Consider the following 13782-nt stretch of genomic DNA (forward strand, 5'->3'; position numbering starts at 1 on the left):
AAGGTGGCATACAAAATCTTTCGTATAGTCAAGATAGTTCTCAAGACTTTTATTTATATACTGATATTCACACTTTTACTACTGATGTTACCTGCGGTACAGACTAAGTTGGCCACTTGGGTAATGCAGCGTATCAATGAGGATTACAAGGTAGATATTCAGGTGGAGCGTGTATCTATAAGCCTTACGGGTATGGTGGGATTGGACGGAGTGCTTATCCGTGATCACCACCAGGATACCCTTATTGCAGCGCATGAGATACGTACCCCTTTGCTGGATCTCAAGGCGGTGATGAACGGCAATCTTATCTTCTCCAATATAGAGGCCGATGGACTTATGATGGATATGAAGACCTATAAGGGGGATACCTTGTCCAACTTGGACGTGTTTGTCTCTCGTTTTGATAGTGGAGAGCCGCCCAGTAAAGAGCCTTTTATCATGAGAGCCAATACTATAAGGCTCAAAAATGGTTACTTCCGTGTGTGTGATTTCAATACTATCGCAGGCGAAAGTCCTATACTAGTCGAGGTAGAGGGGATTGCCGGGCAAATCTCCGATTTCGAGATTGTGGATTCCGATGTCAAGCTACAGATGAAGCACGGCTCACTGCTCTATGGCAAGCATCTCAAAGTAGATGATTTTTCTACTAATTTCCACTATGCCGATACACTGATCTCTATAGATAAAACACTGCTTAAGACACCTTTTTCTACCATAGATGCCGACCTAAGTTTTGCTCCCTATGAGGGAAGTTATGCCGATTTCTTGAACAAAGTAACGCTCAAGGCGACCCTGAGAAACTCGCTTATTAGTACCAATGACCTCAATGGATTCTATAATGGTTTTGCCATGGAAAAAACTCTAGAGGCCGAAGGAGAGCTTTCGGGAACACTTAATAATCTTTCTATCAAGGATATACATCTGTATCATGAGAGTACGGCTATAGAGGGAGAAGGAATATTACTTAAGAATGCTTTTTCTCCTGAAAAAGACTTTGTCTTTTGGGGGAATTTCCCGCACTTTTCTTCTTCCTATGGGGATATTGCTGCACTCATGCCCAAGGTATTAGGGGAGAGCCTCCCAGAGGATTTGCGCTACTTTGGACTCTTTGAAGGGCAGGCGGAACTGACCTACACTACCCGCGACTTGCTTATAGATGCCGATGTCTTTACCCAGCGGGGCGACTTTATCCTCAGTGGCTCATTCTATAACCTGAAAGACCTAGCGGAGGCAACTTACAAGGGCAAGCTGGATACCTACCAGCTGAAGGTGGGAGAACTCTTTAAAATTACAGACCTAGGGGATATTTCGGCAAGTCTGCAATTTGTGGGTAAGGGGTTGGATTTTAATAAGTTGGATAAGCTCTCCTTGCATGGACAGGTACATTCGGCACTCTATAACAACTATCTATACAAGGATATAAAGCTCGATGCAGAATATTTCCAAAAGAAAATTAGGGCAACCGCTTCCATAGGCGACGATAATCTCCAGATGGATTTCAAAGGCATGGCCGATATTACTTCTTCTCAGCGCTCCAATTATACGCTCTCAGGAGAGATGAAGTATATAGACCTCAAGGCTTTGGGATTTATACAAAAAGACTCTATTGCCAAGGTGAAGGGGAATATAGACCTAGATATCACAGGCAATAGCTTAGACAATATGGTGGGGCGAGTACTGCTCAAGAATGCATCTTACCAAAAGAATGACCAGACCTACAACTTTGCCGATTTTGCGATCAATATACAGAAGGACACTACCAGCCTGCGTACCATTACTCTAGAGTCTACCGATATTATTTCGGGTAAAATACAAGGAGAGTTCAAGTTTGCCCAAATAGGTCAGGTCTTGGTCAATACCCTTGCTTATGGATTTGAAAACTATAAGCCTTTCAAGGTGATGCAAGGACAGTACTTGACTTTTGATTTTAAGATCTACAACAAGATTATCGAACTATTCTTACCAGAACTCTCTTTTGCTCCAAATACCTTTATTCGAGGGAAATTGGTAGGGGACGAACATGATTTTAAGCTCAATTTCCGTTCGCCCTATATCAATATCTCAGACTATTCGCTGCGTGGGGTCAATCTGGAGTATGACAAGAAGAACCCAACTTATAGGTCGCTGGTGCAAATATCCAGCCTCCAGAACCCTTATTACAAGATAGAGGAGTTCAATATGGTCAATACTTCCGTGAATGATACGCTCTTTTTCCAGACAGAATTCAAGGGAGGGCGTAACTCCGAGGACGATTATAACCTTAGGTTCTACCATACCATTAACCCAAAGCGTGAGTCGGAAGTGGGTATTAAGCCTTCTTCATATATCCTCTTCAAGGGTAATGAGTGGAAGATAGACAAGGATAGGGAGAACAAAGTGGTGATTAACCGCAAGATGGATTCGTTGCAAATACGTCCTATTTCCCTCCGTCATGGAGAGGAATCCATCTCTGTCAATGGAAGAATAGCAAAGGAAAACAACTACAAAGACCTACATTTGGTCTTTGACAAGGTGGATATTGATAAGATTATTCCCACTATGGACAACCTCAGTGTGGGTGGACAGCTCAACGGCCATTTGTCCCTAGTGCAGCAGAAGGAAAAGTACTATCCTACAGCCGACTTGAGCCTTAAGCAATTGGTATTGAACAAATACGACTTAGGAGATTTACAGGCCAGTATCGTAGGTGATGAGAGTCTTTCTTCCTTCAAGGCCAGTTTGGAGTTCTTCAACCTCTTAGGTGAGGGGCTTCAGCTCTATGGGAAAATCTTTCTCAAGGATAACAAGACATATTTAGACTTACAGAGCTATATCACTGAACTGAACTTGGCACCTTTTGCACCTTTTACTCAGGATATACTCTCTAACCTACATGGGGCACTGACAGGACAGGCCAAGGTAACAGGCCTTTTGACCAAACCCCAGATAGAAGGTGATTTCGTCCTGTCCAAAGCAGGTGTGGGTGTACCTTACCTAAATATAGATCTGGAAGCCGACGATGTGTTGCATATAGGATTGAAGGATAACCGATTTACCATCAAGGAAACTCCTCTTACCGATACGGCCTATAAGACAAAGGTCTATCTCAGTGGAGGAGCGGGTTATCGTAGTCTGTCGGACTGGTACATAGATCTTCATTTTGACACCAAAGGCAAGCGCTTCTTAGCACTCAATACAGGGCCTAAGGACAATGATCTCTTCTATGGTACGGGATTTATTATAGGAAAGGCTAGTATCAAGGGATCATTAGATGACCTTACCATAGGGGTCAAAGCTGTAACAGGAGAGGGAACGAAGTTTAAAATCCCGCTGAGTGATACCCAGACCGTGGGCGATGATTCCTTTATCACCTTTATTTCTAAGGAAAAACAACGCAAAAAACAGTTGATAACCAAGACTTATCAGGGGCTTGAAATGAACTTTGAGGTGGATGTGCTTCCTTCGGCCGAGGTGGAGATCATTGTGGATCCTAAGAACAACTCTAGCCTTATAGGACGTGGGGCAGGTACCTTATTGTTGGAGATTAACACTACAGGAAAATTCAATATGTGGGGGGACTTTATCACTACCTCTGGCGAATACAACTTTAAGTATGAAGGACTGATAGATAAGAGATTCAAGGTGTTGCCTAACGGCTCTATCTCTTGGAATGGTGATCCTATGGGGGCTACCTTGCAGAACCTTAGGGCAGCTTATAATCTCTATGTGAATCCCTCTACGCTCTTGGAGACCAACCTTAACCGAAAGATACAGACCCAAGTGCTTATCAACCTACAGGGAGACTTGGCGCACCCTCAGACGGTCTTTGATATCAAGTTCCCCGATAGTAGTCCGAGCTTGGTTTCCGAATTGAACTACCACTTGGAGGATAATGATAAGAAACAGCTCCAGGCCTTCTCCCTACTGGCACAGGGTAGCTTTTTGAGCGACGCTACTGCAGGGGAAAAGATGCTTTCTTATAACGTACTGGAGACAGCCGCAGGAATCTTTAACCAATTGCTCTCCAGTGATGATGACAAACTGAACTTAGGGGTAAGCTATGAGAGTGGTACAGCTACCCCCAATAGGGCATACAATAGCTCCGACCGCCTGGGAATTACCGTATCCACTCAAGTAACCGATAGGATCTTCTTCAATGGTAAATTGGGGATTCCCGTCGGTGGGGTTACCCAAACGGCTGTGGCAGGAGACTTCGAACTCCAGTTCCTCTTGACCAAGGACGGCCGATTGAGTGCTAAGATCTTTAACCGCGAGAACGAACTCCAGCAGTACCTTATGGACAAAATAGACTATTCCCAAGGGGTTGGACTGACCTATAAGGTGGATTTTGATACCTTCAGAGAGCTTATCCGTGATATTTTCGCTAAAGCAAAAAACAAGAAATGACTATAGGCAACTTTAGGGCGTCCTTCATCAGGGAGATTTCCAACTATGATTTGCCCGAGCGGGAAGGGTTATTACGTATCATACTAGAAGAGACCTTAGGGGTGAGTGCCATCACGGCCATGATGCACAATGATCAAGAGATTCCTCATGAGAAAACCCTTGAACTCAAGGCCGTATGTGAGCAGCTTGCGTGTAATATTCCTATACAATATATCTATCAGAAAGCCTCTTTCTTCGGTTTAGATCTCTATGTAGATGAGCGCGTGTTGATTCCTCGCCAAGAGACCGAGGAGCTGGTGGATTGGATTCTTACCACTTATGCCAGACAAGAAAATCTGCGTATCTTGGATATAGGTACAGGTAGTGGGGCTATCGCTATTGCGCTGAAGAAGCATCTGCCCCGTGCCAAGGTAACAGCTATGGACATAAGCGGGGAAGCCCTACAGGTAGCCCGTACCAATGCCAAGCGTAACAAAGCCGTCATAGAGCTTATACAGCAGGACATACTACAGGTGGGGGACTTAGCAGCTTACTTTGATATCATCGTCTCCAACCCTCCTTATGTGCGAGAGCAAGAGAAGCGAGAGATACACCCCAATGTGCTGGAACATGAACCCGCTTTAGCGCTTTTTGTACCCGATGATAATCCCTTGTTATTCTATGACAAAATAGCAACTATAGCTACCCACAACCTTGCTCCACAAGGGAGGTTGTTCTTTGAAATCAACCAATATTTAGGTGATCCGATGTGCCAAATGCTCCAGCAGAAAGGATTTTACACAGAACTAAGAAAGGATCTTAACGGAAATGACAGAATGATAATGAGTCAACTGGCAGACAGATGAACCTATTGGTCATTACTTTTTACTTTTTATTTTTTAAAAAATGAATTCAAACACTATTGCACAAGGAATCCTCAAGGCAGTGGGGATTATAGTAGGTATTGTCCTACTGGTTTTAGGCCTATATAAGCTACAGAACATTATCATATATATTGTTTTAGCTGCCATATTAGCCCTTATAGGTAGGCCTATGATAAAATTTCTAAAGAAACGCCTTAAGTTCAGGAATACTTGGGCGACTATTACGGTTATCGTGGTTATCTTGGGGGCATTTGCAGGCCTTATCAGCCTTTTTGTACCTATGCTCATCTCTCAAGGAAAGAACTTGGCGTCTATTGATTTTCAGGCACTGAACGACAACATTCATCGTTTCTTGGACGACCTACTCCATTCCTTGGGTATGGGTAGGATGGAGTCTCAAGTGGGCAATATCCCTGAACTGCTCAATATGCAGGATGTCTCGACGATGCTCAATGGTTTTATAGACGTTATTAGCAATATAGGGGTGGGGCTTTTCTCAGTGCTCTTTATTACCTTTTTCTTTATGAAAGATGGTACAGCTATCATTAATAGCTTTCTGAGTTTGGTAAAGCGTGAGCGCTTGCCACAAGTGAGAAAGACCATAGAGGATATCAAGCGCCTGCTTTCTCGTTATTTCTTAGGGTTGTTCCTACAACTGAGTGTTGTCTTTATCCTGCTCACTATTGTATTGCTTATTTTTGGAGTGAAGGATGCCTTGATCATAGCCTTTCTCTGTGCCTTGCTCAATGTAATTCCCTATGTAGGGCCTATGATAGGGGCGGTAGTAATTTCAGTGTTGACCATATCCAATTTTATGGATGCCGATCTGCAAAGTGTGATCCTGCCTAAGACTATTTATGTATTATTGGGCTTTTTCATTACTCAATTCATAGATAATGTCTTTAGTCAGCCTATTATATTTTCTAACTCTATGAAGTCCAGTCCGTTGGAGATATTTATTGTTACTCTTATTAGCGGAACCCTCTTCGGGATAGTAGGTATGGTCATAGCCATTCCTGCCTATACGGTGCTTAAGGTAATCCTCAAGGCTGTTTTCCCTAAGAACAAACTCATTCAGTTACTCACCGCCAAGATATAAGAAATTCTATTAGCTCCCACGGATTTTCACGGATTTTCACGGAAAGAATGATACAAGAACTAAGCGTAACTCTGTAATTTTCACGGATTATTATAAGGCCGAAGGCCTTATAATAATCCGTGAAAATCGCAGCAATACAATTACACAAACATAGAAAATCTGTGAAATCCGTGAAATCCGAGGGAGAAATTTTAGAAAAGAAATAACATGCTAAATCACCGATTGTTAGACCCTGAAATACAGGCTTATTTGCACGCACATAAGCAAGATGACCCCGCTCAATTTGCCCTGAAGAAATCACCCTTTGAGGGAGTAACCTCCAGCGAACTCGCCCAACAGCTATTGGGTAGGCAGAAGGCCAAGGACAAATTGCCTTTATGGCAAGCGACTGAGGGGATTTATTTTCCTGAAAAGCTTTCTTTGGAGCAAGCCTCTTCCGAGGCTACCGCGCATTATAAGGCGTCACTAGTAGGGGAGGGTACCCTATTGGATGCTACTGGTGGTTTTGGGGTTGATGATTATTTTTTTGCCCAGCGTTGCCAAGAGGTAACTCACTGTGAATTACAGGAATCACTCTCGGAGATAGTAGCACATAACTTTGCTGTATTAGGAGCTGATATACATTGTGTGGCAGAGGACTCCTATGCCTACTTAGCTCGCGAGGGAAAGCACTATGATACGATTTACCTAGACCCTGCCCGCCGCGACAGCCACAAGCAAAAGGTCTATTTCTTGGAGGACTGCACCCCCGATGTGCCCCATAGTCTTGACTTTCTTTGGCAATATACGGATACGATTTTGCTCAAGGCATCTCCTATGTTGGATATTAGCCGTGCGCTCACCCAGCTACCCCAAACGCATGAGGTACATATCGTAGCGATGGAGGGAGAGGTCAAGGAACTGCTTTTCCTGCTAAAGAAAACACCACTTATAGGTCAGGTGCCGATCAAGACGATTAATATGTTGCTTACCCGTACTGATATTTTCAGTTTCTTTCCCTCTGAAATAGGTAGTGAGGGTGTCCCTATGACTCGCGGCCATCTCTGTCGCTACCTTTACGAACCCAATGCTGCTTTGCTCAAGGGGAAGGGACTTTTTCCTATAGCACGCGCTTATGGGCTGGCTTATCTGAATAAGGACTCCCAATTGCTTTTGGGAGAGGACTATATTCCAGACTTTCCAGGAAGGGTCTTTCTCATTGACGAAATTCTCCCCTATGACCGAAAACTCCTCAAGAGCGGCAAGATAGATCAGGCCAATATCACTGTGCGCAATTTCCCTATGAAAGTAGCCGAGATACGCGAGCACTTTTCCATAGCTGAAGGGGGAAATCGTTATTTGTTCTTCACCCTCGGAGGGATAGGAAATAAACTCATGATTATTTGTCGCAAACCGTTTGTATAATTGCCGATAAAGTTGTAACTTTGCACGAGTTATGAAACAATTACGCCTGATCATCATTCGCGAATACCTCACAAGGATACGCAATAAGTCTTTTCTGCTAATGACCTTCCTCAGTCCATTGGCAGTGGTAGCCTTGTCCCTACTGATAGGCTACCTTACCCAGTTGAACAATAGCACTCAGCGACATATAGAGGTCTTAGACGAAAGTGGGTATTTCCAAGAGATTTTCCAAAAGAGTCCCAACCTCTCGGTAAGCTATCACAAGCAGGGCGATTTGGAGCAGCTCAAGCAGACCGCGCGCGCTGAAAATTCCTATGGACTGCTCTATATAGATAAGCAGGCCGCTCAGTTCCAGTTTTTTAGTGAAGAAACCCCCAGTGTTACCTTTGTAGAGAGCCTACAAGGAAAGCTCGAAAAAGGGCTCTTCCGTCATAACCTAGAGGCAGCCTCTATCACCCCTTCTCAGATCGATGAGGCACAGCAGCGGGTCTCTATCGCGTTGGCTAACTTCTCTGGAGATGAAAGTTCCCAGACCATGGGTTGGCTCAAGCTCGCCTTTGGAGGTACTGCGGGTTATCTGCTGATGATGTTTATTGTAGTCTATGGCAATATGGTCATGCGTAGTGTCATAGAAGAAAAAGTCAATCGTATTGTAGAGGTGATTGTCTCCTCGGTAAGGCCAAGTATCCTACTCTTGGGTAAGATCATAGGCACCTCACTGGTGGGACTAACCCAGTTTGTTATCTGGGTGGTGATTGCAGGCTTTCTCCTTTCCTTTCTCTCTTCGCCTACGGCCACTCAGGTTGCTCCTACAGCCGATCCTCATCTTTTGACTCATATCATAAGCGAAATTAACAGCCTGCCTTTGGCTAAACTATTGATATCCTTTTTCCTATTTTTCATAGGTGGATATCTCTCCTATAGTGCTTTCTATGCAACCATAGGAGCAGCTGTGGATAGTGAAACCGATACCCAACAGTTTCTCTTTCCTGTACTGCTTCCGCTGATCTTGGCCATTTACATAGGGTTTTTTACTGTAATTGAAGATCCTCACGGTGTTGTATCTGTGATTTTCTCTTATATTCCACTAACCTCTTCAGTGGTGATGCTCATGCGCATTCCTTTCGGGGTGTCATGGGGAGAGATTATCCTTTCTTTGGCGCTACTCTATGGCTTTTTCTTCTTAGCTATATGGGTCTCTGCTCGTATCTATCGCATAGGAATCCTCTCCTATGGGAAGAAACCTTCGTACAAGGAACTAATCAAATGGCTGAGAATGCCTAACTAATTATGGGAAAAGTAAGAAAAAGAATGTTTCGGATATATTATGGGCTTATATTTCTCTGGGGAAGCTTAGCTGTAAATGCACAGATGACCGAGGGAGAACCTCCCGCTCACATGACCCAAAAGGAACTACATACATGGAACCAGCGCCGTGCCTTTAGGAAAGAATTTGTCAATATACAAACCCTCTCAAGCGATATTATCTTGGATATAAAATATGCCACGGCTGACAATTTCTTAAAACAAGTCGTATATGATTGTCCACAGTGTTACCTAAGAAAGGCGACCGCCGAGGCCTTGGTAGCCGCCCAAAAAGAGTTTGTAAAGCGCGGTTACTCCCTTAAGCTATTTGACTGCTATCGTCCGCTTTCGGTACAGAAAAAGATGTGGAAGATCCTCCCAGGTACCCACTATGTGGCCAACCCTGCCAAAGGCTCCAAACACAATAGGGGAGCAGCAGTGGATCTGACATTGGTAGATCTGGCCACTGGCAAGGAACTGGATATGGGTACTCCTTTTGATACTTTTTCACCCCGCGCGCACCATACCTATACCCAGCTACCTAAAGAAGTATTGGACAATCGTAAGTTACTGAAGGAGGTGATGGACAAATACAATTTCAAATCCATTTATTCCGAGTGGTGGCACTACGAATACCGACCTGAGATGGCCTCTTCTGTGGAGGATCTCCCTTGGGAATGTCCTTAATAATGAGTAGTGAAAAGATTTAAAAACATCACAAAAAGCATAAATAATACTTAAATCGTCTTTATTCGGGAAAAAATTCCTAATTTTGGCACGATATTTTATATATCCAAATCATGAATATAAAAGTTTTCTCTATCTCTCTGTTCTTCCTCTCTTTCTTGCAGCCACTCTTGGCACAGAAAGCGACCCGAATTGCCTATGTGGATATGAATTATATCTTGGCGAATATGGACGAATACAAGGTGGCCAGTGAGCAATTGGCACAGAAAGTAGCCCAATGGGAACAAGAGATCGCACAGAAGCAAGCTGAAATCAATACCCGTCGGGAGAAACTCGAAGCAGAAAAACCGCTGCTCACTCCTGAAACAATCAAGGATAAGGAAGAGGAAATACAGGTACTCACCCAAAACCTTGAAGACTATAAGCAAAAACGTTTCGGTGCCGAAACGGGCGACTATATCACCCAGCGTTGGCGCTTGGTGCAGCCTATACAGGATCAGGTCTTCAATATCACTCAGGAGATTGCCAAGACTCGTAAGTTCGACTATATACTCACTTCCGAAGATGCTGCTGCTATCTATGCCGATGAGAAAAATGATATTACTAAGGTAGTTCTCCGACTACTTAAGCGTAAGGATAATGCCGAAGACCGAAATAAGGAGATCAGCACCCTACTGAAGGAAAATCTTGGTGTAGACTACAAAACCGAAAAACAACGAAAACAGGAAAAAATAAAGGAAGAAAAAGCAAAGACGGAGAAAAAGACTGAAGCACGAAAAGTAAGAAATGAAAGAACAAGATAATTAATTAAGTGAAAAGTGAAGAGTGAAAAATGAAAAGAGAATAGTGAAAAATCAAAAGTACTACTTATATGTTTACTAACCACTAACCACTGACAACTAATCACTAATCACTGACCACTGACAACTAAGAACTAAGAACTATTTTAAATATATAAAAATGATAAGAAAAATTAGAAATTGGGTAATTACAGCAGCCTTTATCTTGGGTGGTACTACTGTAGCTATGGCGCAAGCAAAGATAGCGCATATTGATTCTCAAAAGCTCCTCAAAGAAATGCCTGAGATGAAAAAGGCACAAGCAGAGTTGCAAAAAGTAGAACAATCCTACACCAATGACATTCAGGCCTCTATTAAGGAATACCAGAAGAAATTGGAGGTTTTCCAGCAAAAGGTAAATGCCCTTACCGAAGCACAACTTAAAGAAAAACAAGCAGAACTTGAAAAAGAGCAACGTGCTTTGGAAACCATGCAAAATAACATCCGCCAAGCACAACAGACAGCTGCTGAGGAGTACCAAAAGAAAAGCCAAGCCCTCATAGAGCCTATTATGGAGAAAGCTAAAAAGGCTGTAGAAAAAGTAGCCAAAGCACAAGGTTTCCAATATGTATTGGATTCAGCCACTGGTGCAGGTGTTATCGTAGCCGATGGTAAGGACCTTTTCAATGATGTAAAGAAAGAATTAGGATTCTAATAATTGTCAATGGTTAATTGGTAACGTTGATAATAATTAGGAAAAGAAAGACTCATAGCATCTAGCCTGTGAGTCTTTCTTTTTATAAAGAGAGTGTTCTATTCTCCAGAAGCTATAGAGCATTGTACCCTTGAAATACTATCTGCAAACGTTCTAAGAGATGATAAATTATGCCTTAACAATTAGACTATATTTTTTAATCATTAATCATTAGTCATTAATCACTAGTCACTTGTCATTAGTCACTTGTCATTAGTCACTTGTCACTAGTCATTATCTCAGATTTCCTTGTACTGGTCTTTAAAGTTCTTAAAGAGAGTCATTAGGTTGATGATAGAGCGGATTAGTACGCGAGTTTCCAAGAGCAAACTAAAATAGAGTTTGGTGTTCTTAGGACTGGATTCGGAGGTACGTATGTCGCGTATTTGTTTCTCTATTAGCTCGGAAATCTCATCTTTGATAGCACTCACATCCTTGATCAGCTGAGTGGTAGAGTTCGAATACATCGATACATTGAGGATCTCAAGAATCTTTTGGAACTGTTGTTGCATCTTCTCGGAAATAGTCTTGAGATTGCGTATGTGGTTGTATTTGAGTTTCTTGTGATTGTTATCCACATGAGTATAACTTGTATCAGCAATAAAGCTGATAGAGTTGGACATGCTGTGTAGGTAGTCCAGTATAAGGATATAGAACTTACTGGAGGTTACCGAACTATCGTCAATGGAGCGGATAAAGTAGTAAATATCACTTTTAAGGTCTTCTATGTCGGAGGTAAGAGCTTTGGCGCGTTTCTTGCAGGCTTTGAGTCCTTTGTGGTTCTCTACGGCAAGGTTGTCTATAACCTCACGATAGAGCTCATCTATCGTCTGTACTGCTTTTGCGATATTCTGAGAGCTGAGCTTCATAATACCACTGATGGTGATAAGGTCTTCCTTATTGAAACGTTTCTTTTGGGCTTCTCTCTCCTTGCGTTGTTTTTTGCGATAGGCCATAGCATTGCGCACCACTAAGTAACCCACTAAGAAGATCATTGTGATTAGCCCATAGATTTCCCCATAGAAGAGGATTACTGCCGTGATAAGTCCCATAACAAAGGCTGCCGCAGCGGTCACGAACCAGCCGCCAATGACATTGAACACCCCAGCCACGCGGAATACGGCCGATTCTCTTCCCCAAGCCCTATCGGCCAGAGAGGTACCCATGGCTACCATGAAACTCACATAGGTAGTGGAGAGTGGTAGTTTCAAGGAGGTACCCACTGCAATAAGGCTACTGGAGACCACCAGATTGATCGCGGCACGAACCACATCGTAAGCAGGCTTATCTATGGCGTTAGGATCTTCTTCAGGTTTCTTGAAACGACTATCAATATATGCCAAGGTACGCTTAGGGATAAGAGCTTCCACCATTGAGGTAACCCATACGCTAAAGCGCACAATACCTCTAGAGAGTCCTGTAGCCTCGAACCGTTCTTTGCCGCCCCCCTGCTGGGAGAGCTTCATTTCGGTTTGCATCACATTGAGCGCTTTCTTGGAGAACCAAATGGTCAATATCATCAGTGTCCCTGCAATAATAAGGAAGATCTGTGGAGTTTGTACATTCTCTCTAAGCCCTTCCATGGTCATGGACTGTACAGGAGTTCCTGCCGCTTCCCATAGCTGGAAGGAATCCCAAGCGGCTACCGGTACTCCAATAAAGTTGACCAAGTCGTTGCCTGCAAAGGCCATGGCCAAGGCAAAGGTACCTGATAGAATCACCACCCGCCATATACTCACCTTACACCAATAAAGAAGCTGTCCTAAGAGGAAAAAGATGACAAAGAAAATCCCTAAGAGCACACCTGTATGTTGGTCTATCCAGTCCAGCTGCTCCTTGTGCATAAAGGAAAGGCCACTCAAGCCCTTGATAACCAAAAAGTAACTTAAAGCGCTAAGGGCAATTCCCCCTACGATACCGCTAAAGTAGCGCATACGGCGCTCAAAATTAAAAGTAAAGATGATACGGGTGATAAATTGTACAAAAGACCCCACTACAAAGGCAATAAACACTGAGACGAAGATAGCCGAAATAACCTGTCCTACCTTGCCCGTATTGATATACTCCGTAACCCCATCTATCACATGTAGTAGACGATCTTTTTCCTTGAGTTCCTTGACAAAAGCCACCCCTACGGAGGCTCCTAAAAGCTCAAAGACGATAGATATAGTAGTGGAGGTAGGTAGTCCTATATTGTTGAAGAAGTCCAGAAGGACAATATCGGCCAGCATTACCGCAGCAAAGATTACCATCAGCTCCTCAAAGTAAAACATCTCAGGGTTGAAGATCCCCTTTTTGGCAATTTCCATCATCCCATTGGAGAAGATAGCCCCTATTCCTACACCTATACTCGCTACGATCATAATGGTACGAAGGCGTGCAGCTCTAGAGCTAAAGGCCGAGTTGAGGAAGTTTACCGCATCGTTACTAACTCCTACCACAAGGTCAAAAGTGGCTAAGAGAAAGAGCGCTGAGAGGGTAAAAATATAAACCTGTTCCATCTTT

Annotated in this window: 9 protein-coding genes; 8 read left to right on the forward strand and 1 reads right to left on the reverse strand. The window is 43.3% G+C overall.

Annotated elements, in window-relative coordinates; translation table 11 throughout:
- Window positions 1-3 precede the first annotated feature (3 nt).
- The 8 genes from HMPREF9331_RS06205 to HMPREF9331_RS06240 all read left to right on the forward strand — a co-directional run bounded on the left by HMPREF9331_RS06205 (window position 4) and on the right by HMPREF9331_RS06240 (window position 11238).
- Complete coding sequence (locus HMPREF9331_RS06205) at window positions 4-4386, forward strand: translocation/assembly module TamB domain-containing protein (RefSeq protein WP_169450069.1); 4383 nt, start codon at window positions 4-6, stop codon at window positions 4384-4386.
- Window positions 4383-5231 carry a peptide chain release factor N(5)-glutamine methyltransferase gene (gene prmC, locus HMPREF9331_RS06210; protein ID WP_016420152.1) on the forward strand — a complete coding sequence of 283 codons (849 nt, stop codon included), beginning with the start codon at window positions 4383-4385 and terminating at the stop codon, window positions 5229-5231. The genes HMPREF9331_RS06205 and prmC overlap by 4 nt, the downstream gene beginning before the upstream one ends.
- A 40-nt stretch (window positions 5232-5271) precedes the next feature.
- Complete coding sequence (locus HMPREF9331_RS06215) at window positions 5272-6348, forward strand: AI-2E family transporter (protein ID WP_009640798.1); 1077 nt, start codon at window positions 5272-5274, stop codon at window positions 6346-6348.
- Window positions 6349-6555: 207 nt separating this feature from the next.
- Window positions 6556-7752, forward strand: a complete 1197-nt coding sequence (locus HMPREF9331_RS06220) for a THUMP-like domain-containing protein (protein ID WP_016420153.1) — start codon at window positions 6556-6558, stop codon at window positions 7750-7752.
- 31 nt (window positions 7753-7783) lie between these two features.
- Window positions 7784-9040, forward strand: coding sequence for an ABC transporter permease (locus HMPREF9331_RS06225; protein ID WP_016420154.1), 1257 nt, complete (start codon window positions 7784-7786; stop codon window positions 9038-9040).
- Between the two features lie 110 nt (window positions 9041-9150).
- Window positions 9151-9744: a M15 family metallopeptidase gene (locus tag HMPREF9331_RS06230; protein ID WP_115596325.1), complete on the forward strand. Its 594-nt coding sequence runs from the start codon at window positions 9151-9153 to the stop codon at window positions 9742-9744.
- 113 nt (window positions 9745-9857) lie between these two features.
- Window positions 9858-10547 carry an OmpH/Skp family outer membrane protein gene (locus HMPREF9331_RS06235; RefSeq protein ID WP_009640888.1) on the forward strand — a complete coding sequence of 230 codons (690 nt, stop codon included), beginning with the start codon at window positions 9858-9860 and terminating at the stop codon, window positions 10545-10547.
- Between the two features lie 157 nt (window positions 10548-10704).
- A complete protein-coding gene (locus HMPREF9331_RS06240; protein ID WP_009640850.1) occupies window positions 10705-11238 on the forward strand; it encodes an OmpH/Skp family outer membrane protein in 534 nt (177 codons plus the stop codon).
- 278 nt (window positions 11239-11516) lie between these two features.
- Here the strand turns inward: HMPREF9331_RS06240 and HMPREF9331_RS06245 are convergent, their stop codons facing one another.
- On the reverse strand, window positions 11517-13778 hold the full coding sequence (locus tag HMPREF9331_RS06245; protein WP_016420156.1) for an inorganic phosphate transporter: 2262 nt from the start codon (window positions 13776-13778) through the stop codon (window positions 11517-11519).
- Window positions 13779-13782 lie beyond the last annotated feature (4 nt).

Origin of the sequence: Capnocytophaga granulosa ATCC 51502, from assembly GCF_000411115.1 — a bacterium.
GTDB lineage: Bacteria > Bacteroidota > Bacteroidia > Flavobacteriales > Flavobacteriaceae > Capnocytophaga > Capnocytophaga granulosa.

Coding starts and splice junctions, on each gene's coding strand:
- prmC (WP_016420152.1), top strand. CDS start 4,383: ATGACTATAGGCAACTTTAGGGCGTCCTTCATCAGGGAGATTTCCAAC.
- HMPREF9331_RS06215 (WP_009640798.1), top strand. CDS start 5,272: ATGAATTCAAACACTATTGCACAAGGAATCCTCAAGGCAGTGGGGATT.
- HMPREF9331_RS06220 (WP_016420153.1), top strand. CDS start 6,556: ATGCTAAATCACCGATTGTTAGACCCTGAAATACAGGCTTATTTGCAC.
- HMPREF9331_RS06225 (WP_016420154.1), top strand. CDS start 7,784: ATGAAACAATTACGCCTGATCATCATTCGCGAATACCTCACAAGGATA.
- HMPREF9331_RS06230 (WP_115596325.1), top strand. CDS start 9,151: ATGACCCAAAAGGAACTACATACATGGAACCAGCGCCGTGCCTTTAGG.
- HMPREF9331_RS06235 (WP_009640888.1), top strand. CDS start 9,858: ATGAATATAAAAGTTTTCTCTATCTCTCTGTTCTTCCTCTCTTTCTTG.
- HMPREF9331_RS06240 (WP_009640850.1), top strand. CDS start 10,705: ATGATAAGAAAAATTAGAAATTGGGTAATTACAGCAGCCTTTATCTTG.
- HMPREF9331_RS06245 (WP_016420156.1), bottom strand. CDS start 13,778: ATGGAACAGGTTTATATTTTTACCCTCTCAGCGCTCTTTCTCTTAGCC.